This window comes from Streptomyces pimonensis (assembly GCF_041380215.1).
GTDB classification, from domain to species: Bacteria; Actinomycetota; Actinomycetes; order Streptomycetales; family Streptomycetaceae; genus Streptomyces; species Streptomyces pimonensis.
The window spans coordinates 21,508-43,002 of sequence record NZ_JAHWZY010000025.1 but is presented as its reverse complement, the minus strand read 5'-3'; the positions used below and the strand labels follow the sequence as shown (position 1 = coordinate 43,002).

General features: G+C 72.3%; 23 protein-coding genes. 2 read left to right on the top strand and 21 right to left on the bottom strand.

Features of this window, described 5'->3' with window-relative positions:
- Positions 1 to 158 precede the first annotated feature (158 nt).
- The gene (locus KYY02_RS23010) at positions 159 to 764 is read left to right on the top strand and encodes a M23 family metallopeptidase (protein WP_371240813.1); all 606 of its coding nucleotides are present in this window, start codon (positions 159 to 161) and stop codon (positions 762 to 764) included.
- A 19-nt stretch (positions 765 to 783) separates the two neighbouring features.
- On the opposite strand, the gene KYY02_RS23005 is transcribed toward KYY02_RS23010, so the two are convergent.
- The 17 genes from KYY02_RS23005 to KYY02_RS22925 all read right to left on the bottom strand — a co-directional run bounded on the left by KYY02_RS23005 (position 784) and on the right by KYY02_RS22925 (position 13,897).
- Positions 784 to 1,341, bottom strand: coding sequence for a TetR/AcrR family transcriptional regulator (locus KYY02_RS23005; RefSeq protein WP_371240914.1), 558 nt, complete (start codon positions 1,339 to 1,341; stop codon positions 784 to 786).
- 91 nt (positions 1,342 to 1,432) lie between these two features.
- On the bottom strand, positions 1,433 to 2,275 hold the full coding sequence (gene whiG, locus KYY02_RS23000) for an RNA polymerase sigma factor WhiG (RefSeq protein ID WP_371240811.1): 843 nt from the start codon (positions 2,273 to 2,275) through the stop codon (positions 1,433 to 1,435).
- 292 nt (positions 2,276 to 2,567) lie between these two features.
- Positions 2,568 to 3,728 (bottom strand): DNA-processing protein DprA, encoded by a 1,161-nt coding sequence (gene dprA, locus KYY02_RS22995; protein WP_371240809.1) that lies wholly within the window; start codon positions 3,726 to 3,728, stop codon positions 2,568 to 2,570.
- The gene (locus KYY02_RS22990) at positions 3,725 to 5,350 is read right to left on the bottom strand and encodes a YifB family Mg chelatase-like AAA ATPase (protein ID WP_371240807.1); all 1,626 of its coding nucleotides are present in this window, start codon (positions 5,348 to 5,350) and stop codon (positions 3,725 to 3,727) included. The genes dprA and KYY02_RS22990 overlap by 4 nt, the downstream gene beginning before the upstream one ends.
- Before the next feature lies 1 nt (position 5,351).
- Positions 5,352 to 5,753: a YraN family protein gene (locus tag KYY02_RS22985; RefSeq protein ID WP_371240805.1), complete on the bottom strand. Its 402-nt coding sequence runs from the start codon at positions 5,751 to 5,753 to the stop codon at positions 5,352 to 5,354.
- Between the two features lie 79 nt (positions 5,754 to 5,832).
- Positions 5,833 to 6,141 carry a DUF2469 domain-containing protein gene (locus tag KYY02_RS22980; RefSeq protein WP_003993268.1) on the bottom strand — a complete coding sequence of 103 codons (309 nt, stop codon included), beginning with the start codon at positions 6,139 to 6,141 and terminating at the stop codon, positions 5,833 to 5,835.
- 53 nt (positions 6,142 to 6,194) lie between these two features.
- Positions 6,195 to 6,722, bottom strand: coding sequence for an NUDIX hydrolase (locus KYY02_RS22975; RefSeq protein ID WP_371240803.1), 528 nt, complete (start codon positions 6,720 to 6,722; stop codon positions 6,195 to 6,197).
- The gene (lepB, locus tag KYY02_RS22970; protein WP_371240801.1) at positions 6,712 to 7,488 is read right to left on the bottom strand and encodes a signal peptidase I; all 777 of its coding nucleotides are present in this window, start codon (positions 7,486 to 7,488) and stop codon (positions 6,712 to 6,714) included. The genes KYY02_RS22975 and lepB (KYY02_RS22970) overlap by 11 nt, the downstream gene beginning before the upstream one ends.
- 33 nt (positions 7,489 to 7,521) lie before the next feature.
- Entirely contained in the window at positions 7,522 to 8,511 is a 990-nt protein-coding gene (gene lepB / locus KYY02_RS22965; RefSeq protein ID WP_371240798.1) for a signal peptidase I, read from the bottom strand.
- Positions 8,423 to 9,490 carry a signal peptidase I gene (gene lepB, locus KYY02_RS22960; protein WP_371240796.1) on the bottom strand — a complete coding sequence of 356 codons (1,068 nt, stop codon included), beginning with the start codon at positions 9,488 to 9,490 and terminating at the stop codon, positions 8,423 to 8,425. Before lepB (KYY02_RS22960) ends, lepB (KYY02_RS22965) begins: the two co-directional genes overlap by 89 nt.
- The gene (lepB, locus tag KYY02_RS22955; protein WP_371240794.1) at positions 9,483 to 10,214 is read right to left on the bottom strand and encodes a signal peptidase I; all 732 of its coding nucleotides are present in this window, start codon (positions 10,212 to 10,214) and stop codon (positions 9,483 to 9,485) included. Before lepB (KYY02_RS22955) ends, lepB (KYY02_RS22960) begins: the two co-directional genes overlap by 8 nt.
- A 45-nt stretch (positions 10,215 to 10,259) precedes the next feature.
- The gene (gene rplS / locus KYY02_RS22950) at positions 10,260 to 10,610 is read right to left on the bottom strand and encodes a 50S ribosomal protein L19 (protein WP_371240792.1); all 351 of its coding nucleotides are present in this window, start codon (positions 10,608 to 10,610) and stop codon (positions 10,260 to 10,262) included.
- A gap of 133 nt (positions 10,611 to 10,743) precedes the next feature.
- Entirely contained in the window at positions 10,744 to 11,577 is an 834-nt protein-coding gene (gene trmD, locus KYY02_RS22945) for a tRNA (guanosine(37)-N1)-methyltransferase TrmD (protein ID WP_371240789.1), read from the bottom strand.
- Positions 11,577 to 12,131 carry a ribosome maturation factor RimM gene (rimM, locus tag KYY02_RS22940; protein ID WP_371240788.1) on the bottom strand — a complete coding sequence of 185 codons (555 nt, stop codon included), beginning with the start codon at positions 12,129 to 12,131 and terminating at the stop codon, positions 11,577 to 11,579. Before rimM ends, trmD begins: the two co-directional genes overlap by 1 nt.
- A 110-nt stretch (positions 12,132 to 12,241) precedes the next feature.
- Complete coding sequence (locus KYY02_RS22935; protein WP_371240787.1) at positions 12,242 to 12,481, bottom strand: RNA-binding protein; 240 nt, start codon at positions 12,479 to 12,481, stop codon at positions 12,242 to 12,244.
- A gap of 2 nt (positions 12,482 to 12,483) precedes the next feature.
- The gene (gene rpsP / locus KYY02_RS22930) at positions 12,484 to 12,903 is read right to left on the bottom strand and encodes a 30S ribosomal protein S16 (RefSeq protein WP_371240785.1); all 420 of its coding nucleotides are present in this window, start codon (positions 12,901 to 12,903) and stop codon (positions 12,484 to 12,486) included.
- A 394-nt stretch (positions 12,904 to 13,297) separates the two neighbouring features.
- The gene (locus KYY02_RS22925; protein ID WP_371240783.1) at positions 13,298 to 13,897 is read right to left on the bottom strand and encodes a hypothetical protein; all 600 of its coding nucleotides are present in this window, start codon (positions 13,895 to 13,897) and stop codon (positions 13,298 to 13,300) included.
- 586 nt (positions 13,898 to 14,483) lie between these two features.
- On the opposite strand from KYY02_RS22925, the gene KYY02_RS22920 reads away from it, so the two are divergent.
- Positions 14,484 to 15,341, top strand: a complete 858-nt coding sequence (locus tag KYY02_RS22920; RefSeq protein ID WP_371240780.1) for a methyltransferase domain-containing protein — start codon at positions 14,484 to 14,486, stop codon at positions 15,339 to 15,341.
- An 84-nt stretch (positions 15,342 to 15,425) separates the two neighbouring features.
- Here the strand turns inward: KYY02_RS22920 and ffh are convergent, their stop codons facing one another.
- The 4 genes from ffh to KYY02_RS22900 all read right to left on the bottom strand — a co-directional run bounded on the left by ffh (position 15,426) and on the right by KYY02_RS22900 (position 21,276).
- Positions 15,426 to 16,976, bottom strand: coding sequence for a signal recognition particle protein (ffh, locus tag KYY02_RS22915; protein WP_371240778.1), 1,551 nt, complete (start codon positions 16,974 to 16,976; stop codon positions 15,426 to 15,428).
- A 159-nt stretch (positions 16,977 to 17,135) separates the two neighbouring features.
- Positions 17,136 to 19,577, bottom strand: a complete 2,442-nt coding sequence (locus tag KYY02_RS22910) for a [protein-PII] uridylyltransferase (RefSeq protein WP_503167871.1) — start codon at positions 19,575 to 19,577, stop codon at positions 17,136 to 17,138.
- A 23-nt stretch (positions 19,578 to 19,600) separates the two neighbouring features.
- Positions 19,601 to 19,939 (bottom strand): P-II family nitrogen regulator, encoded by a 339-nt coding sequence (locus tag KYY02_RS22905; RefSeq protein WP_184827493.1) that lies wholly within the window; start codon positions 19,937 to 19,939, stop codon positions 19,601 to 19,603.
- On the bottom strand, positions 19,936 to 21,276 hold the full coding sequence (locus KYY02_RS22900) for an ammonium transporter (RefSeq protein ID WP_371240772.1): 1,341 nt from the start codon (positions 21,274 to 21,276) through the stop codon (positions 19,936 to 19,938). Before KYY02_RS22900 ends, KYY02_RS22905 begins: the two co-directional genes overlap by 4 nt.
- Positions 21,277 to 21,495 lie beyond the last annotated feature (219 nt).

Sequence of the window (21,495 nt, the reverse complement as noted above, 5' to 3'; positions counted from 1 at the left end):
CGGCCCTGATGTCGGGGCGTGCGAAGTCGACCCGGTGACCCGGATCGCCACCAGAAGTGTACGGGACCCGCGGGGCGCCGGGTGACGCCGCTGTCCACAAACGGCCGGTGGTCCACAGGTCCGGGCGGAGATCACGGATGTCCGGGAGTCTCCGCGACATGCGAAAGAGGGCATTCACGGGAGCGTGTGCGCGGCTGGTTCTTCTGGCGGTCCTGACCCTGGCGGCGCTGTCGGCCCCGCCTCCGTCGGGCCTGTCGGCGGCGGGGACGGAGGCGGGGGCGCCGACGGGCGAGGAGGCCGGGACGCCGGCCGTCGGACGGGCGTGGCCGGTGGGGGTGCGGCCGCGGGTGCTGCGCGGCTGGGAGCCGCCGGCGACGGTGTACGGACGCGGGCACCGGGGCGTGGACCTGGCGGCTCCGCCGGGGACGCCGGTACGGGCGGTGGCGGCGGGCCGGGTCTCCTTCGCGGGCCGGGTGGCCGGGAAGGAGGTCGTCTCGGTGGAGCTCACCGGCACGGGCGACCCTCCGCTGCGCACCACCTACGAACCGGTCCGCGCGTCGGTGACCGAGGACGACGAGGTGGCGGCGGGCGAGGTGGTCGGCACGGTGGCCCCCACGGGCTCCCACTGCACGGCCCCGTGCGTCCACTGGGGCCTGCTGAGGGGGGACGTCTACCTGGATCCGCTCACCCTGCTGCCCCCGTGGCTCCTGCACCGGGGGCCGTCGAGACTGCTGCCGGTGCTGGGGGTGCCGGTGCCGGAGTGAGCTCCCGGGAACACGCCCGTCAGCCCCGTACACCGCGCAGGGCCATCGCCACCGCCGCTTCCGTGATCGCGTCCGGGTGCTCCGCCGCGCCCAGCTCGATGCGGCGTACGGCCGCGTCGACCACGCCCTGGAGGAGCATCGCCGCGAGGCGGGGTTCGGCGTGGCCCAGGTCGGCCAGGGCCTCGACGACCATCGCGACGAGTCCGCCGTGGGCCGCGCGGATCTTCTCCCGGGCGCCGGCGTCGAGCTCGCTCGCGGAGATCGCGACCACGGCGCGGTGCCGCCGGTCACCGACCAGTTCCAGCTGCTTGCGGACGTACGCCTCGATCTTGGCACCGGCGCCGCCGGCGGCCGCCATCGCCGCCTCGACCTCCGCCGTCCAGACCGGGAAGTCGACCTCGCACAGCTCCTCGACCACGGCGGCCCGCGAGCGGAAGTACTCGTACACGGACGAACGCGCGAGGCCGGTGCGCTCGGCGAGGGCCGGGAAGGTCAGCGCCTCCGTACCGCCCTCGGACAGCAGGGAGCGTGCCGCGTCCAGCAGGGCGGCTCGCTGCATCGACCGGTGCTCGGCCACGGAGGCCGCTCGAATCCTTGGCACGTCATCCACTTTACGGACGCCCCGCCCGCGGCGGCCAGGGGATCGGCCGGCTCTCCGACGGCAGGGCTCAACGGCCGAAACCCGCCAGCTTCGCGCGCAGCTGGAGCACGGACTTGGTGTGGATCTGGCTGACCCGGCTCTCGGTCACGCCCAGCACGTTGCCGATCTCGGCGAGGGTGAGCCCTTCGTAGTAGTACAGGGTGACCACCGTCTTCTCCCGCTCCGGCAGTGTGTTGATGGCCCGCGCCAGGAACCTCCGCAGCTCCCGGTCCTCGGCCACCTCCACCGGATTGTCGGCGGCGGTGTCCTCCAGGGTGTCCATCAGGCTCAGCCGGTCGCCGCCCTCTCCCCCGGCGTGCAGCAGCTCCTCCAGGGCGACGACGTTCGCGAGCGACAACTGACTGAAAACCGCGTGCAGCTCGTCCACGGCGATGCCCATCTCGCCGGCAACCTCGCTCTCGGAGGGGGTACGCCGCAGCCGTGCCTCCAGTGTGGCGTAGGCCCGCTCCACGTTGCGCGCCTTCTGCCGTACCGAACGCGGGATCCAGTCCAGCGCCCGCAGCTCGTCGATCATGGCGCCCCGGATGCGGGTGATCGCGTAGGTCTCGAACTTGATCTCGCGGTCGACGTCGAACTTCTCGATCGCGTCGATCAGCCCGAACACCCCGGAGGAGACGAAGTCCGCCTGGTCGACGTTGGGCGGCAGCCCCACGCTGACCCGGCCGGCCACGTATTTCACCAAGGGCGAGTAGTGCAGGATCAACTGCTCCCGCAGCCGTTCGTCCCCCGTCGCCTTGTACGACCGCCACAGCTCGTCGAGTGTCGAGGGAGCGGGCGGCCGCGCGCTGCCACCGTCGCGGGCGGCTGGGGGGATCGCCGCCCGGTCGGACCCGGAGGTGTGCTGGGGCATTCGTCGCCTTGTGCCGTTCTGCCGTGGACTGGTGCTGCCTGGGTGCGCTGTCCGTCCGATGTCTGAGTGCCTGTCCTTGCCCGTCCTTGCCTGTCCGTGTCGGGGCCCTCGTGAGCGTAGCGTGACTGTGGCGTCGCGGTGTGCGAAGGGGTGAGGCGGGGCCGTGCGCAGATTCGTTCCGGATGCCGCCCCGCCAGGGCATACCCGTCACTATGAGTGATCATCGAGGTAACCCGACCGGGTGAGGTTCCAAGGAATGCCGGGGCTTCCCCGAACGGCCGAACACGCTCTGTCAGCGGAGTCCGGGGCCGTCCCGGACCGGGGTCACCGCCTGGCGCGTCAACTTCCAGCCGTCGCCGTGTCGCTCGACATGACCGAGCGCTCGCAGTTCGTACAGTTTTGCGACCGCGTCGTCCGGGGTGGTCTGCGCGGCGAGTGCGACCTCCTCCGGCCTGGCCGTTCCGCACCCCGGCAGCGCGGCGAGGACCTGCTGTCCGGCCGGGTCGAGCAGGTCCCGGGGCAGCACCGGCCCCCGGCGTTCCGGCGCGAGTTCGCCCATGTCGCCGACGAGTTCGACGATCTCGTCGGCATCGGTGACCAGCACCGCGTCCTGTCGCAGCAGTTCGTGCACCCCGGCGGAGAGCCCGCTGGTGGCCGGTCCCGGTACTCCCATCGTGTGGCGTCCCAGCCGCCGGGCCGCCCGGGCGGTCGCCAGGGAGCCGCTGCGGTGGGCGGCCTCGACGACGACGGTGCCTCGGGTGAGGGCGGCGATCACCCGGTTGCGGAGGACGAACCTGCTCGGTGTCGGATGGTCGCCGGGCGGCAACTCGCCGATGACGAGCCCCTGTTCCGCGATCCTGTCGATCAGCCCGGTGTGACCGCGCGGGTAGGGCCGGTCGACTCCGCAGGCGAGTACGGCGATGGTGGCGCCGCCCGCGCCGAGGGCGCCGCGGTGGGCGGCTCCGTCGACCCCGTAGGCACCGCCGGAGACCACGATCCAGCCGCGTTCGGCGAGGCCCGCGGAGAGGGTGGCGGCCATGTGCGCGCCGTACTCGGTGCAGGCGCGGGCGCCGACGACGGCGACCGAGCGCAGCGCCCACATCCGCAGGTCCGCTCCTCCGCGCACCCACAGCCCGAGCGGCCTGGCATCGCCCAGGTCGTCGAGCTGCCCGGGCCACTGCGGGGTTCCGGGGCCCACGAAACGCACTCCGGCGTCCCGCGCGGCGGCGAGGTCACGGCGTGGTTCGGCCCGCTCCGCCCGGGCCAGCAGTCCGGCCCACCGCTTGCCGCTCGCTCCCGGCAGCGGGTCCCCCCCTTCCCGCAGCCGTCGCGCCACGGCGTCCACACCGAGCTCCCGCACCCAGCGCCCGCCGGTCTCGTCACCGGGTTCGATGACCCGGGTGAGAAGGACCCGCCCGAGCAGTTCGCCGCCGGGCCCCTCCACGGCGCTCACGCCCCCGCCCCGATGGCCATGGGCACGCCGCGCGGAACGCCGGTGCGCAGTTGCAGGGCGAGGGCGACGTCCGCGGCGTCGGGCCGGTCGTGGCCGACCAGGTCGGCGACGGTCCAGGCGACCCGCAGGACCCGGTCGAGCCCCCGGGCGGTGAGCATGCCCCGTTCCAGACTCCGCTCGGCGTCGTCCATGGCGCCGGGGGCGGCGTGCCAGCGGCTGCGCAGCTCCCGTCCGGGCACTTCGCTGTTGGCGCGCCACGGGGTGCCGGCGAGCCGCGCCGCGGCACGGTCCCGGGCCCGGCGCACCCGGTCGGCGACCGTGGCGGTGCTCTCGCCCCGGGCGCCGCCCGCCGTCAGTTCGTCACGCGTGACACGGTCGACCTCGACCCGCAGGTCGACCCGGTCGAGCAGCGGCCCGGACAGCCGGGCCTGGTAGCGGCGGATCGCCGAGGGCGGGCACTCGCACTGGTCGTTCGTCCGTGAGAACCGCCCGCAGGGGCACGGGTTGGCGGCGAGCACCATCAGGAAGCGGGCGGGAAAGCGCACGACACCCGCGCTGCGCGCGATGACCACGTGCCCGGACTCCAGCGGCTGCCGCAGGGCGTCCAGGGCCCGGCTGCTGAACTCCGGGGTCTCGTCCAGGAAGAGCACGCCGCGATGGGAGAGCGACACCGCTCCCGGCCGGGCCGTGCCGGGGCCGCCGCCGACGAGTGCCTGCATGGTGGCCGAGTGGTGCGGGGCGCAGTAGGGGGCCGTGTCGATCAGGGGTTTGTCCGGGGGCAGGAGTCCCGCCACCGAGTGCACGGCCGTCACCTCGAGCGAGGCCTGCCGGTCCAGCGACGGCAGGACCGACGGCAACCGCTCCGCCAGCATGGTCTTGCCGGCGCCCGGCGGTCCTTCCAGGAAGAGGTGGTGCCCACCCGCCGCGGCCACCTCCACGGCCGTCCGCGCCGAGAGCTGGCCCACGACATCCGCGAGATCGTGGCCCTGGTCGTGCGGTGCCGCGCCGACGTCGTGCATTCCGGTGTCCGCTCCGGTGCCCGGGGCGCGCAGCCCCGCCAGCAGCGGCTCGGGCCGCGTCTGCTCCTCGGCGTCCTCCTCCGGTACGGGCTCGTCGGTGAGCACCGCGATCAGCTGCCGCAGGCTGCGGATGCCCAGGACGGACACGCCCGGCACCAGCGAGGCCTCGGCGGCGGCGCACTCGGGCACCACCACCTGCTCGTATCCCGCGTCGGCCGCGGCCAGTACGGCCGGCAGGATGCCGCGCACCGGCCGCACCCGGCCGTCCAGTCCCAGCTCGCCGATCATGACGATGTCGCCGAGCACCCGCGGATCGATCCGTTCGGCGGCGCCGAGCACCGCGCAGGCGACCGCCAGGTCGAACCCGCTGCCGGCCTTCGGGACGGACGCCGGGCTGAGCCCCACGGTGAGTTTCTTCTGCGGCCACTCGCCGCCGGAATTGACCACGGCCGCCCTGACCCGGTCCCTGCTCTCCGTCAGGCTCTTGTCCGGCAGCCCCACCAGGGCGAAGGCCGCGACCCCTGGCTCCAGGTCGGCCTGGACCTCCACGACCACACCCTCGACGCCCACCAGCGTCACTGAGCACGTACGCGCGAACCCCATGTCAGGCCACCCCCCGGACGTGCTCGACCACGGGCGCGCCACGGGCCGGCAGGAGCACCCCGACCAGGTCGATGCGCACCCCACCGGGCGGCGCTCCCCCGTGTTCCTGGAGCCAGCGTTCGGCGAGGCCCCGCAGGCGGTCGGCCTTGGCCGGCGTGACCGCCTCCATGGGATGCTGGAAGGATCCTGCCCTGCGGGTCTTCACCTCGCAGACGACCAGGGCGTCCCCGTCCCGGGCCACGATGTCGATCTCGCCGGTCCTGCCGCAGCGCCAGTTGCGCTGCAGGACCGTCATCCCGGCCTGGGCCAGCCGCCGTGCGGCCAGTGCCTCGCCGTACCTGCCGAGCGCGTTGCGTGCGCGGTGTGCGTTCATGTCGGCACCACCTCCGGCACCAACGGTCACGCGTTCCGCCCGACGGAGTGGATCTTGGTGCAGAACTCGGCGGTTGTGGACGACTCCGTCACCCGCACGAGTGGGCCGGTCACCCGCTCGGCAGCTCCAGATCGCTCTTGTTGAGCTCCTCGATGTTCACGTCCTTGAATGTCAGCACCCGCACCTGCTTCACGAACCGGGCCGGTCGGTACATGTCCCAGACCCAGGCGTCCGCCATCGACACCTCGAAGAAAACCTCACCCTGGACCGAGTGCACCTGCATCTCGTAGTCGTTGGTGAGATAGAAACGTCGCTCGGTCTCGATCACGTACTTGAACAGACCGACGACATCGCGGTACTCCCGGTAGAGCTTCAGCTCCATCTCGGTCTCGTACTTCTCGAGGTCCTCGGCGCTCATGGCATGTTCCCCTTCAGCCGTGCGATCCCACCATTGTGCGCCAGTCCCGGGAGTCACCGGACGATTTCGGTGTCCAGGGTCACGGGCCCGGCCGGGGGGCCTTCGTCGAGCAGTGTGCGCAACAGCTCGGCGAGTCTGGTCGGATACACCGTCTCATGCGCCCGAGCGAGTTCCGGACACGTCCACCAGCGCGCTCCGGCGACACTGCGCCGCTCCAGCTCGGTCAGCGCCGTGGCCGCGGTCGCGGTCTGGGTGGTGCGGGCGAGGTAGTACCACTCGTCCTGGTCCCAGCGGCGGCCGGCGAACGGGAAGGAGCACCTCCGCCGCCACAGCACGGGCCCGAGTTCGACCTCGGTGATGCCGGTCTCCTCGACGAGTTCCCGCAGGGCGGCCTGTTCACGGGTCTCGTCGCCCTCCACGCCGCCGCCGGGCGTGAACCACCAGTCGTCGGCCGGGTCGTCCGGTTCGTGGCCGTGCAGCAGCAAGATGCGGTCCCGCGGGTCGAGCAGGACCACCCGGGCGACCCTGCGCGGTCCGTCCGTACCGGATCCCCCGACCGCCGGGAGGGGCTCAGCGGGCATCGGCGCTCCCCGCGTCGGTCCGGCCCCGAGACGCGCCCGTCCGCTTGGCGAAGGGCCCGTACGCGGCTCCGCCGAGAATGAGCGCGGCACCTGCGGTCACCAGCGCGACGACGGTCCTGAGCGGGCCCGGCGAGGAGGGCGCACCGAGCTGTCCGAAGCCGGTGGGCGCCTCGAGCATGCCGTTCATCGGCCAGACCACGGCGTCGATTCTGGCCCGGACCGCACCGCGGGAGACGGTGCCGCCGGCGGCGTCCGTCAGATGGGCCGTGGAGTCCAGCGACCCGGAGCGCTCGTCACCGAGCAGGAACAGACGCCCCTTCGGCACGGTCACCTCGGGGATGGCCCCGGACCCGGCCGCCGCGCCCTCGGCGAGATACGGTTCGTCGATCTCCTCGCCGTTGACCTCCAGTTTGCCGTCCTGGCAGCAGGAGACCGTGTCACCGCCGACGGCGACCACCCGCTTCACCATGGGGAGGTCCGACCACGTCGCGTCCGTGAAGACGACCACGTCACCACGGCGGACGTCGCCCCCGCCGATGCGTTCGGCCAGCACCCGGTCACCGGCGCCGATCGTCGGCTCCATCGAGGGGGTGGGCACGGTGTACGGACGGTACAGCACCGCTCCCCAGAGGAATCCGCCGAGGAACAGCACCGTACCCAGAGCCACGGCCAGCCCGGACAGCCGCTGCCCGGTCCGGCCACCCGCCCGGGCGGCGCCCGGACCGCCGTCGCCGGGGACCGTACGCGTCGTGCTCTGACCGCTCATGGGCGGCACCCTACCCGGCGGTACCGGACCGGGTCAGCCCTCCCGGCGGCCCTCTCCGGCGCCGTACCGCCGACGCCGCCAGAGCACCAGCGGCACCGCGCCCGCGAGCGCGAGTCCCTGGGGCGCGGCTGCCAGGACCGCGGCGGACGACGAGCCGGCGGCCGACCAGGGCCGGTCGAAGGTGTCCGGGACGGGCAGGTTGGTCCAGCGGTCGACCGGCCAGGCGATGACGACGGCGCGGCCGACCACCTTGTCCACGGGGACGAAACCGTCGTTCCCGTCGGCCTGGTTGTACCGCGAGTCCCGGGAGTTCTGGCGGTGGTCGCCCATGACCCAGATGTGGCCCTCGGGGACCTTCACCTTGAACTGGCCGCCCTGGTCGTCCTGGCTGCACGGGGTGTTACCGGGATACACGTACGGCTCGTTCAACGCCATGCCGTTGACCTTCAGCGGGCCGGTGCCCTTGCACTCGATCGTGTCACCGCCGACCCCGACGACCCGCTTGATCAGGTCCTTCTCCTCCGCGGACGGCATCAGGCCGATCCAGCTGAGGACCTTCTGCAGGGGATTCGGGTCGGGGGCCGGCTCGCCCGCCAGCCAGTTGTCGGGGTCGTGGAAGACGACGACCTCACCGCGATCGGGCTCGGAACCGAACCAGGGGGTGAGCTTGTCCACGAGCACCCGGTCGCCCTGCTGGAGGGTGTTCTGCATCGAGTCGGAGGGGATGGAGAACGCCTGCACCAGGAACGTCTTGATCAGCAGCGCCAGCACCAGCGCGATGCCGACCAGGATCGGCAGCTCCTTCCAGAAGGAGCGGGGCTGCTTCGCCTGGGGGGCGCCGTCGCCCGAACCGCCTTGCGCCGTGGGGGGCTGCTTGTCCCCAGGCCCGTCACCGTCACCCGCCGGGGAGCTGTTTCCCGAGGTCACGAAGTCGTCAGCCGCCGAACCGGCCGCTTCCACGGGGCGCCCGCGGTGCTCCTCGCCCTCGCGCCCGGACCGTGCGCCAACCGCCGCATCCCCCACGCCAACTCCTCACTCTCTGCCGCCGCCCGCGCCATGCCCGGCGCAGACCCACCACTCCCATAACGAGCGGGAGTTCCGCAGGGCTCGGGAGCTGGACCATTCCATCGGGACCGTCCGGGGCAACCCTATGCGACAGCGGGGCGGCAGCGGCCGACCCGGACGCCGAGTCCGACACGGACGCGTAGGTCGCCGGCTCCTCCAGCGTGCTCCACCGGCCGAACGGCCAGGCGATGACCACGGCCCGGCCCACCACCTCGTCCTCGGAGACGGTGCCGCCGTGGTCGGTGTCCTGGTGCGAGCGGGAGTCGGCGGAGTTCGCCCGGTGGTCGCCCATCACCCACAGTCGCCCCTCGGGGACGGTGACGTCGAACGGCGTCGTGGACGGGGCGTTGCCGGGATACAGGTAGTCCTCGTTCAGGGGAACGCCGTTGACGGTGACCCGGCCCTGCTTGTCGCAGCACTGGACGCGGTCGCCGCCGACGCCGACGACCCGCTTGATGAGGTCCTTCTCGTTCTCGGACGGCAGCAGTCCGATGAAGGTGAGCCCCTCCTTGATCTGCTTGATCCCGACGGGGTCGTCCTTCTTCGGCGTGGCCTGCTCGTTCTGGAGCCAGCCGCCGGGGTCCTTGAACACGACCACGTCCCCGCGCTGCGGCCTGGAGCCGAACCACGGGGTGAGCTTGTCGACCAGCACCCGGTCACCGATCTGGATCGTCTGCTCCATGGAGCCGGACGGGATGACGAAGGCCTGGACGAGGAAGGTCTTCAGCACCAGCGCGATCACGACGGCGACCCCCACGAGCAGGGGGATCTCCTTGACGGCGCTGCGCCGGCGGCGCCGCTTGACCTTGCGCTGGAGTTTGCGCCGCTCCGCCCGGCTGCGTCCGGGGGCCGGGCCGGCCGCACGGCGGGAGCCGGTGGGCAGCGGGTTCTCCGCGGCGCTGCCCGGGACACCGCGCGGTTTGCCGCGGTTACCCATGGGCGCCCTCCGCCGCGTTCGTCGCCGGGGCGGGCACGCGCGCATAGGCGTCGGGCCGGTGCAGCCGGGTGGCGTGGCCTAAGGGCCAGACGATCCCCTCGGCGCGGCCGATCAGGCTGTCGACCGGGACCATGCCGCCGCCGGGCGAGCCGAGGTGGTCGCGGGAGTCGCTGGAGCGGCTGCGGTGGTCCCCGAGGACGAACAGGCGCCCGTCGGGCACGACGACGTCGAAGGCCACCGTGGAGGGGCTGTCGCCGGGGTGCAGGAAGCCCGACTCGTCGACCGACCTGCCGTTCACCCGGATCCTCCCCTCCCCGTCACAGCAGACCACGTGGTCCCCGCCCACCCCGACGACCCGTTTGACGTAGTCGGCGGCACCGAAATACCCGGTGCCGTCGAACACCACCACGTCACCGCGTTGCGGCCCGGCGCCGAAGCGGTACGCCAACTTGTTCACGAGCACGCGGTCCCCGACCCTCAGTCCCTGTTCCATCGATCCGCTGGGGATCTGGAACGGCTGCGCCGCGAACGTGTTCACCGCCAGCAGGAACACCAGGCAGAGCAGCAGGGTCAGGGTAATCCGTCCGCCGGGCAGCCGGTGCGTGGGACGCGGCACCAACGCGGAGCGCGACCGCCCCTCCGGCCCCGCCGTCCCCGAGGTGTCCTCGGGTCCGGCCGGGGGGAGGGAGCGGTCGCGCTCCGTCGGCTGTGCTTCGGCGTCCATCGGGGCCAGATGCTATCCGGCCGCGACATGATGCCGGTGAAGCGCTCAGTTCTCGCGCTTCTCCTTGATCTTCGCCGCCTTGCCGCGCAGCTCGCGCAGGTAGTACAGCTTGGCGCGGCGGACGTCGCCCCTGGTGACGAGCTCGATCTTCTCCACGATCGGGGTGTGCACCGGGAAGGTGCGCTCGACGCCGACGGAGAAGGAGACCTTGCGGACCGTGAAGGTCTCGCGCACGCCGGCGCCCTGGCGGCGGATGACCACGCCCTTGAACTGCTGCACACGGGAGCGGTTGCCCTCGATGACGCGCACGTGGACGTTCACGGTGTCGCCGGGGCGGAAGGCGGGGACGTCGCTGCGCAGCGACGCGGAGTCGACGGACTCGAGCAGGTGAGACATTTCGTCTGCTTTCTTCGCTGATGCCGCAGGTCATCAACGGCAACTGGAGGCTGGGACCGATGCCGTGCGGTTCAGGGCGGGCGTCGTGTCCCCCTGCGGCAGGGGCGCGCGCCGGACCACGCACAGCAGCGGCCTATTCTTCCATGCCGCCGGTCCTGCGCCAAAATCGGCCGTACGGCTCTCCGGCGGGGTCCGGTTCCCAGCCCAGGATGGACAGCATCTCGCGGTCCTTCCTGTCGAAGGCCGCGGGGGCGCAGCGCTCGATGAGGTCGGGCCGGTGGGCGGTGGTCCGGCGCAGCGCCTCGTCGCGCCGCCAGCGGGCGATCTTCCCGTGATGGCCGCTGAGCAGCACCTCCGGGATGCCGCGCCCGCGCCACTGCGGCGGCTTGGTGTGGACGGGGCCCTCCAGGAGGCTCGCCATGGCCCCGGGCGCGAAGGAGTCGTCGCGGTGCGACTCTGCGTTGCCGAGGACTCCGGGGAGCAGCCGGGCGACGGCCTCCGTGACGACGAGGACCGCCGCCTCGCCGCCGGCCAGGACGTAGTCACCGATGGACACCTCGTACACGGGCATCCGGGTGGCGTACTCGTCGACGACACGGCGGTCGATGCCCTCGTAGCGGGCCGGGGTGAAGATCAGCCAGGGGCGCTCGGAAAGCCGGACGGCCAGTTCCTGGGTGAAGGGCCGGCCGCTGGGGGTGGGGACGATCAGGGCAGGCTCGCGGGAGCCGGCCTCGTAACCGTCCGCCAGGACCGAGTCGAGCGCGTCTCCCCACGGCTCGGTCTTCATGACCATGCCGGGGCCGCCGCCGTACGGGGTGTCGTCCACGGTGTTGTGCCGGTCGTACGCCCAGTCACGCAGGTCGTGCACATGCACGTTCAGTCGGCCGCGCGCGCGTGCCTTGCCGACGAGGGAGACGTTCAGCGGTTCCAGGTACTCGGGGAAGATCGTGACGACGTCGAGCCGCATCACGCCTCCTTCCCGGCGGCGTCCCGCGCGGAGGCGATCTCGGCACGGTCGTCGATCAGGCCGGGCGGCGGGTCGATGACCGCGCGCTGCTCCTCCAGGTCGATCCCGGTGACGATCTCCTCGACGAACGGCACGTACACCTCGCTGCCGTCGGGGCGCTCGACCACGAAGAGGTCCTGGGAGGGCAGGTGCGAGATCTCGGTGATCCGGCCGACCTGCTCGCCGTCCTCCGTGACGACGTCGAGGTCGATCAGCTGGTGGTCGTAGTACTCGTCCTCGTCCTCGGGCCGTTCGTCCGGGTCGACGTCGGCGATGAGGAGGGTGTTGCGCAGGGCCTCGGCGCCGTTGCGGTCGTGGACGCCCTCGAAGCGCAGCAGGAGGCGGCCGCTGTGGACACGGCCGGTCTCGATGGTGAGCGGCCCGACGGAGGCGGGGTCGGTGGCCAGGACGGCGCCGGGCCCGAGCCTCAGCTCCGGTTCGTCGGTGCGGACCTCCACGGTGACCTCGCCCTTGATGCCATGGGCACGGCCGATGCGAGCGACTACCAGCTGCACTGTGCTTGATCTCCTGTCGAACTGCGACGAGCCCACTCACGGCTCGTACGACTGCGGGCCGGGGACGGCCCAGCGGCCTTCCCCGGCCCGAGCCGGTGCTGCGTTCGGCGTCAGCGGACGTGGTCCACATCGACGAGGTCGACGCGGACACCGCGACCGCCGATGGCGCCCACGACGGTGCGCAGGGCGCGCGCGGTGCGGCCGTTGCGGCCGATCACCTTGCCGAGGTCCTCCGGGTGGACCCGGACCTCGAGCACACGCCCGCGACGCAGGTTGCGCGAGGCGACCTGCACATCGTCAGGGCTGTCGACGATGCCCTTCACGAGGTGCTCGAGAGCCTCCTCGAGCATGCTCAGGCCTCGGTCGACGTGGACTCGGCGGCGGCCTCGTCCTTCTTCTCAGCCTTCTTCTTCTGGGTGATCGCCTCACCCTTGCCCTCGTCGTCGCCGCCGAGCGCCTCGAAGGACGGGCGGGCCGACTTCTCGGCGGGCTGGAGCAGCGGAGCCGGGGCGGGCTCGCCCTTGAACTTCTGCCAGTCGCCGGTCTTCTTCAGGATGGCGAGCACGGGCTCGGTCGGCTGGGCGCCGACGCCGAGCCAGTACGCCACGCGCTCGGCGTCGACCTCCATCACCGACGGGTTGTACGTCGGGTGGTACTTGCCGATCTCCTCGATGGCCCGGCCGTCACGGCGGGTACGGGAGTCGGCGACGACGATGCGGTAGTGAGGCGAACGGATCTTGCCCAGACGCTTCAGCTTGATCTTGACTGCCACGGGAGTGGGTTCTCCTGAAATTGACGTGGTTGGGCACGGCGAGATGTGCCGCGTGGGGTTGCGGTACCCGAGTGCCCGATGGACGCGTCAGCCGGAGGAGAGAGGGGTCCTGTGCGACTGTCGAGTACAGCTAGCCATTGTGCCACAGCCTGCGGGACGCGCTTCACCGAGGGGGTACGGGGAGGTGGGCGCCCTGAAGAGGTGCCCGGCGTCCCGGTGACCGCACGGCGGGTGCGCCGCCCGGTGCTGGCGAGACGCCGGGCGGCGCACCCGCGCCGCCCGGCCGAGGGCACCTCCCGGGCCCGTTCGGGCTCTGGGGGGGGGGGAGGCACGACTGCCCGTAGTGACGGCGGGGTGGCGGGGCGGACCCGGCATCCACGAGATGCCGGGGCTGTCAGCTTGCGGCCGCCACCACTTCCGGGATCTGGAAGGGTTTGCCGCAGCCTCCGCAGACGATGGGGGCCTGGGCGAGGACCGAGGGGACGACGCGGACGTTGCGTCCGCAGTCGCAGACTGCCTTGACGCGGACACCACCCCCGGAGGAGCCGTGCCGTGCGGCCGGGCCGCGGAAGCTGCGGGCGGTGTCACCCGCGGTCGCCGCGGAGTGCGCCTTCAGGGCGCGCTGGAGGCGCTCCGTCGTCGGGCGGTAGCGGCGCTTCGCCTCGGGGGTGAGCGTGACCAGTGAGAAGCCGCTGCTGGGGTGCGGTTCCTCGGGGTGGTTCAGGCCCATCTCCTCGGCGATCGCGAGGAATCTGCGGTTGTGGTAGCGGCCGGCGCGGGATGTGTCGCGTACGCCGCGCGCGGCGGCGACGCCGTGGACTGCCTCGTGCAGCAGTCGTTCGAAGGAGAGTTCGTGACCGCACGCGGACGACGACTCCCCGATCAGGGACTCGGGCGCGGCAAGATCCGGCAGCTCGGGGTGGTACCGCTGAATGTCGGCCCACGCCTGCGCCAGCTCTGCGGCGAGAACAGGTGGTGTCTGTGTCGTGCTCACGTAACGACAACGAGCCTGGGTGCCTCCGTGTTCCGATTCCGGGGCATCCCAAATAATTTGCACGTACCAGTCAGTTGCCGCTGATGCGTCCTGACGAGTACGGGTGCGCTGATCTGCGGAAAAGCCTCGCAGCTCATCTCAAGGTGGTGCGTAGGCTGACGTACGCCCCCGCGTGCAAGCGGTCTCCGCGCGCCGGTGTGTGAGGCTCACGGATGCGCAAGAGGCGTTTCGGTCGCTCTCGCGGGCACACGGCCTCCGGCCTCCGCGGGCACGCCACGGGCGCGAGGTTACCGGGTCCGCCCCCCGCGGACGCGCACCGCCCCGCTACAAGCCGCTCCCTGTTTCGTCGACCTTGGCCGGAACCGGCGTACGGGTGCCTCCGTCGTGACGGATCGGGCGGGCCGGGATTACCGGAATGTGAATTCTTGCCACGGGCACAGGCGACCACCAAGCCGCCGCCGCATTCCACTGGACGCCACGACGAGGGCGGAGTTTCCTGGCATACGGGGGATGTGCGGGGCGCACTGCACGGGGGGCCAGGGAATCGGGCACTACGGCAACTCTCGGCTGATTGGGGCGCTTACCTATGACATCTACGCTCGTGCGACAGCACCCGCCTCGCACGGGGGCCCTTCCCCGTGCGGACCTGCGTGCACGCGCACGTGACTGGTCCGAGATCCAGGAGCGGATGCTCGTACCGCTCTACGAGGCCGTCTACGAGCGACTGGACGTGAGCCCCACGACACGACTGCTCGGCCTCGGCTGCGGCTCGGGACTGGCCCTGCTGATGGCGGCCTCGCGCGGTGCGGCGGTCACCGGCGTCGACACCTGTGCCGACCGGCTGGCCCTCGCTCGGGAGCGGTTGCTGCCCGACGAGCGGGACGCACACGTGCGTGACGACACCCGGATCGTGCGGGGTTCCCCCGGAGAGGCCGCCCGCGCGGACGCGCCCGCGTACACCGTGGTGACCGCCTTCGAGCCGATCGGCTGCCTCGCGGGCGACACGGAACGGCTGGGCGACCTGCTCGCCGAGGCGGTGCCGCTCGCCGGGCGCGGAGCGGCCGTGGTGCTGACCGGCTGGGGACCGCCGGAGCGGTGCGCCACGGCGTCCGTGCTCCGGGTGGCCGCCGGGCCGGCGGAACCGCTGCGCGGCGGCACGGGCGCCTGGCGCCCCACGGACCGCGACGACCTGGAACGGGTCGCCGCGCGGGCGGGGCTGTGGCCGGACGGCTCCGGACGAGTGGCCTGCCCGTTCGGATACGCCGACGCGGACAGCGCGGTACGGGGCCTGAAGTCGACCGGACTGTTCGACCCGGCGGTCACGGCCACCGACCAGGCACAGGTCGACAAGGAGCTGGCGGAGGCCCTGCATCCGTACCGGCGGCAGGACGGGACCGTGTGGATGCCGAACGTGTTCCGGTACCTCGTCGCCCGCGTTCCCTGAGACACGGGGACACGGGGCACGGCGGACACGACGCCGGGGCGCCCCCTCCGACGAGGGGGCGCCCCGGTGCCGTACGGCGGGTTCTCAGCCCATGAACTTCTTGAACTCGTCGGGCAGTTCGAAGTCCTTGCCGCCCTGCTGCGGCAGCCCGAAGGCGTTGCCGCCCTCCGCGGCGGCGGCGCGGCGCGCGGCCTCCTCCTGCTCCTGCTGCTTGCGCTTCATCGGGTTGCCGGAGCGCTGCTTGCCCTTGGCCTGCTTCTGCTTCTTCTTCTGCCGGCCCGGACCGCCACCCATGCCCGGCATCCCGGGCATCCCCGGCATGCCGCCGCCCTGAGCCATCCGGGACATCATCTTGCGGGCCTCGAAGAACCGCTCGACCAGGTTCTTCACCGCGCTGACCTCGACACCGGAACCCTTGGCGATACGGGCACGGCGCGAGCCGTTGATGATCGTCGGGTCCTGGCGTTCGCCCGGGGTCATCGACTTGATGATCGCGGCGGTGCGGTCGACGTCCCGCTCGTCGAGGTTGTTGATCTGGTCCTTGATCTGTCCCATGCCGGGGAGCATGCCGAGCAGCTTGGAGATGCTGCCCATCTTCCGGACCTGCTCCATCTGGGCCAGGAAGTCGTCCAGGGTGAAGTCCTGGCCCTTCTTCGACGCCAGTTTGGAGGCCATCTTCTCGGCCTCTTCCTGACTGAACGTCTTCTCCGCCTGCTCGATCAGGGTGAGCAGGTCACCCATGTCGAGGATGCGGGAGGCCATCCGGTCCGGGTGGAAGGCGTCGAAGTCGTCGAGCTTCTCACCGTTGGACGCGAACATGATCGGCTTGCCGGTGACCTGCCGGATCGACAGGGCCGCACCACCGCGGGCGTCGCCGTCGAGCTTGGAGAGCACCACGCCGTCGAAGCCGACGCCGTCGCGGAACGCCTCGGCGGTGTTGACGGCGTCCTGACCGATCATGGCGTCGACGACGAACAGGATCTCGTCCGGGGAGACGGCGTCGCGGATGTCCGCGGCCTGCTGCATCATCTCCTGGTCGATGCCCAGGCGGCCGGCGGTGTCCACGATCACGATGTCGTGGACCTTGGTCCTCGCGAACTCGATGGAGTCCTTGGCGACCTTCACCGGGTCACCCACGCCGTTGCCCGGCTCGGGCGCGTAGACGGCGACGCCCGCGCGCTCGGCGACGACGCTCAGCTGGTTGACGGCGTTGGGACGCTGGAGGTCGGCGGCGACCAGCACCGGCGAGTGGCCCTGCTCCTTCAGCCAGCGGCCGAGCTTGCCCGCGAGGGTGGTCTTACCGGCACCCTGCAGACCGGCCAGCATGATCACGGTCGGCGGCTGCTTGGCGAAGCGCAGCCGGCGGGTCTCGCCGCCCAGGATCGTGACGAGCTCGTCGTTGACGATCTTGAGAACCTGCTGGGCGGGGTTCAGCGCCTTGGAGACCTCGGCGCCGAGCGCACGCTCCTTGACGTTCTTGATGAACGTCCGGACGACCGGCAGGGCCACGTCCGCTTCCAGCAGAGCGATGCGGATCTCACGCGCCGTGGCGTCGATGTCCGCTTCGCTCAGCCGGCCTTTTCCGCGGAGGTTTTTGAAGGTCGCGCTGAGGCGGTCGGAGAGAGTATCGAACACGGCGGCGTCGGTCCTCGGGGTCGGGGGCGGTTCTGGGCTGCCCTCCAGGGTATCCGGCCCGGCGAGCAAATCGCCCCCGCCCACCGCAGTCGGTGGACGGGGGCGGTTCCCCGGGTGAACGGGGAGCGCGTCCGATCGGCGCACGGAACGACCACGAGGTCACGCCCGCAGCGTCTCCTCCAGTTTCCGGGCCATGGACACCGCCTCCGCGCCGGGGAGGGGCGAGCCGTCCGGAGAGGTCACGTAGAAGGCGTCGACCGCGTTCGCGCCCAGTGTGCTCGCGTGCGCGCTGCGCACCCGCACGGCCGCGCCCTCCAGCGCCCGCCCGATGCGGAACAGCAGCCCGGGGGCGTCCTGTGCCCGGACCTCGATCACCGTGGCGTGCCGGGAGGCGGCCGGAGCGACCGTCACGCGCGGCGGGGGCGCCACCACGCCCCGGCGGCGCGGGTAGGCGGCGTCCCGTTCGGCGAGCCGGCCGACGATGTCCAGGGTGCCGTCGAGGGCGCGGACGAGGTCCGCGCGGAGCCGGGCGGCCTGGGGCAGGGAGCCGTACTCGGCGGCCACCCGCCAGTCCAGCAGCAGCACGGAGCCGTCCACGCCGTCCGGGAGGTCCACCGCCCGCAGCTCCGCGGTCCGTACGGTCAGCCGGTGCATGGCGAGCACCCCGGCCACGGCGGGCAGCACGCCCGCCTGGTCGGGTACGGCGATGCGCAGTTCCACGCCCAGAGGTTCGGGGTCGCCGGAGGGCTCGGTGGGCGGCTCGGCCCGGGCCCGCAGGGACAGCACCGGCGCGCCCGTGGCGACGGCCTCGATCGCGAGGCGCTCCTGTTCCGCGGTGGGCACGGCTTCCTCGGGCCCGTCCGGGGCCTTTCCGGACAGCACGGCACGGACCCGCTCGACCAGGTCCGCGACGAGCGAGGCGCGCCAGGACGACCAGGCGGCCGGGCCGGTGGCGAGGGCGTCCGCCTCGGTGAGGGCGTGCAGCAGTTCGAGGGTGCCCTGGGCTCCGACGGCGTCGGCGACCGCGCGTACGGTGGCGGGATCCTCCAGGTCACGCCGGGTGGCGGTCTCGACGAGCAGCAGATGGTGGCGTACGAGGGTGGCGATCACCGTGACGTCGCGCTGGTCGAAGCCGATGCGGGCGGCCACGTCCCTGGCGATGACCTCACCGGCCACCGAGTGGTCGCCTGGCCAGCCCTTGCCGATGTCGTGCAGCAGCGCGGCGGCCAGCAGCAGGTCGGGGCGGCCGACGCGGCGGGTGAACGCGGAGGCGCGCACGGTGGTCTCGATGAGGTGCCGGTCGACGGTCCACAGGTGTACGGCGTTGCGCTGCGGGCGGCAGCGCACCCGGTCCCAGTCCGGCAACAGCAGGCTGACCAGGCCCTCCGCCTCCAACGCCTCCCAGACCTCGACGGTGGGACGCCCCGAGCCCAGCAGGGTGACGAGCTGTTCGCGGGCCTCGGCGGGCCAGGGCACGGGCAGCGGGCGGGCGACGGCCGCCATGCGCCGTACGGCATGCAGGGAGAGCGGGAGTCCGGCCTGGGCGGCGGCTGCCGCGGCGCGCAACGGAAGCACGGGATCGCGGTCGGGGCGCGCGGCGCGGGCGAGCACCACCTCGCCGTCCTGTTCCACGACCCCCTCGGCCAGCGGGGACCGCTCGGGTACCGGTTTCCCGCCGCCGAAGACGGCGCGCAGTCGGGGCCGCACCGCGCGGGAGCGCAGGACGCGTCCCACCTCGCGCCAGGTGACGTCCCCGGCGTAGGCGATGACCCGCGCGGCCTCGTAGACCTGCCGCAGCAGCGCGTCCGCGTCGAGCACGCCCAGTTCGGCCGCGACCTGGTCCTGTTCCTGGAGCGCGAGCCGGTCCGTGGCACGCCCGGTCGCCAGGTGCAGGGCGTCCCGTACGTCGAGGAGCCGGCGGCGGGCGTCGGCCAGGCCCTCGCGCGGGGCGTCGGCCAGCCAGGAGGCGGCGACGGCGCGCAGGGCGGTGGCGTCGCGCAGTCCGCCGCGGGCCTCCTTGAGATCGGGCTCCAGGAGGTACTGCAGTTCGCCCTGGCGCTCGGCGCGCTCCTCGCACAGTTCCCGCAGGACGGGGAGACGTTTCGGTGCCTGGTTGCGCCAGTCGGCGAGCACCGTCGTGCGCAGTGACGCGGTCAGGGCCGGGTCGCCGGCGATGTGCCGGGCGTCCAGCAGACCGAGCTGCACCTTGAGGTCCTCGCCCGCGGTCCTGCGGGCCTCGGCGGCGGTGCGGACGGAGTGGTCGAGGGCGATCCCCAGGTCCCAGACGGGGTACCAGAGGCGGTCCGCCAGCGCGGCGACCGCCTCGGGGTCGCCGCCGTCGTGCAGCAGGAGGAGGTCGAGGTCGCTGCGCGGGGACAGCTCCGCGCGCCCGTAGCCGCCCACGGCGACCAGGGACACCCCCCGCGCGCCCTGCGCGCCCGCCGCGAACAGCCCGCCGAGCCAGTCGTCGGTGAGGTCCGCCAGGGCGGTACGGCGCGGCGGCCCGGACCGTGCCTCCTCGGTGAGGAGGCGCAGCCGGGCCGCCGCGTAGCCGCCGGGTCCCGAGTCCTCTGCTTCTTCCGTCACGTTCGCACTCGTCACCCGGTGACTCCCGTCCTCGTGTCTCAGAGCGCGTCCGGGCCGCGCTCGCCGGTCCGGACCCGTACGGCCGTCTCGACCGGGGTCGACCAGACCTTGCCGTCACCGATCTTGCCGGTGCGGGCCGCCTTGACCACGACGTCGATCAGCTGCTCGGCGTCGTCGTCCTCGACCAGCACCTCGATGCGGATCTTGGGCACCAGGTCGACGGTGTACTCGGCGCCGCGGTAGACCTCGGTGTGGCCGCGCTGGCGGCCGTAGCCGCTGGCCTCGGTGACGGTCAGGCCGTGCACTCCGAAGGCCTGCAGGGCCTCCTTGATCTCGTCGAGCCGGTGCGGCTTGACGACGGCGGTGATGAGCTTCATGCGTCCACCTTCTTGCTCTCGGCCGGGGCGGCGGGGGCGGTGACTGCGGTGCGGGCCGCGCCGCCACCGGCGCCGCTGAAGTCGTATGCGGTCTCGGCGTGCTCGGCCTGGTCGATGCCGGCCACCTCGTCGTCCTCGGAGACTCGCATACCGATGGTCCTGTCGAGCAGGAGGGCGAGGACCGCGGAGACGACCAGGGAGTAGGCGAGGACGCCGAAGACACCGGCGCACTGCTTCCAGAACTGGTCCAGGCCGCCGCCGTAGAAGAGGCCCGCGACGTCGGACTGGCCCTTGCCGGTGGCGAAGAAGCCGACGAGGAGCGAGCCGAGGATGCCGCCGACGAGGTGGACGCCGACGACGTCGAGGGAGTCGTCGTAGCCGAGCCTGTACTTCAGGCCGACGGCCATGGCGCACAGCACACCGGCGATGACGCCGACGGCGATCGCGCCGAGCGGGGAGACCGCGCCGCCGGCCGGCGTGATGGCGACCAGACCGGAGACCGCGCCGGAGGCGGCGCCCAGCGTGGTGAACGCGCCGTGGCGGATCTTCTCGTAGGCGAGCCAGCCGAGGACTGCGGCGCCGGTGGCGACCTGGGTGTTGACGAACATCAGCGCGCCGACGCCGTCGTCGTTGCCGAGCCAGGAGCCGGCGTTGAAGCCGAACCAGCCGAACCACAGCAGAGCGGCGCCGAGCATGACCAGCGGGAGGCTGTGCGGGCGCATCGGGTCCTTCTTGAAGCCGATCCGCTTGCCGATCACCAGGATCACACCGAGTGCGGCGGCACCGGCGTTGATGTGGACCGCCGTACCGCCGGCGAAGTCGATGACGCCCAGTTCGAAGGCCCAGCCGCCGGCACCCCAGACCCAGTGAGCGACCGGGAAGTAGACGACGGTGGCCCACAGGGCGACGAACACCGCCCACGCGGTGAACTTCACGCGGTCCGCGAGCGCTCCGCTGATCAGCGCGGGCGTGAGGACGGCGAACATCAGCTGGAAGACCAGAAAGACGAAGACCGGCACGGTGTAGCCGTCCCAGAGCTCGGTCAGGCCGATGTCGCTCAGGCCGACCCAGTCGGAGTTCCACCCGATGACGCTGCCGGAGTCGTCGCCGAACGCCATGGAGAAGCCGTACAGCACCCACAGGACGGTGACGATCCCCAGGCTGATGAAGCTCATCATCAGCATGTTCAGCGTGCTCTTGACGCGGACCATGCCTCCGTAGAAGAAGGCGAGACCCGGGGTCATGAGCATCACCAGGGCGGAACAGATGAGCATGAACCCTGTGTTGGCGGCGGACAGCGCGGGCGCGTCTGCGGCCAGGGTGATGGCTGGTGCCATCGGCGTCTCCTCGTCGTTGGTACGGCCCCGTGCGGGCGAAGCCTTGAGCGGATTGCGGGGTGGGCCGGTTATGCGCCATGAGATTGGCGCAGCGCCGTTTCGGTGGAAGCCCCTCGTTGTTTCGCCGCCGTGACGAAGGCGCCCGGCGTGTTACGGGTCGGTGAACCGCCGGAACCGAACAGCACCGATCGTTGTCGTGGCGCGACCTTCGGCGGGCGG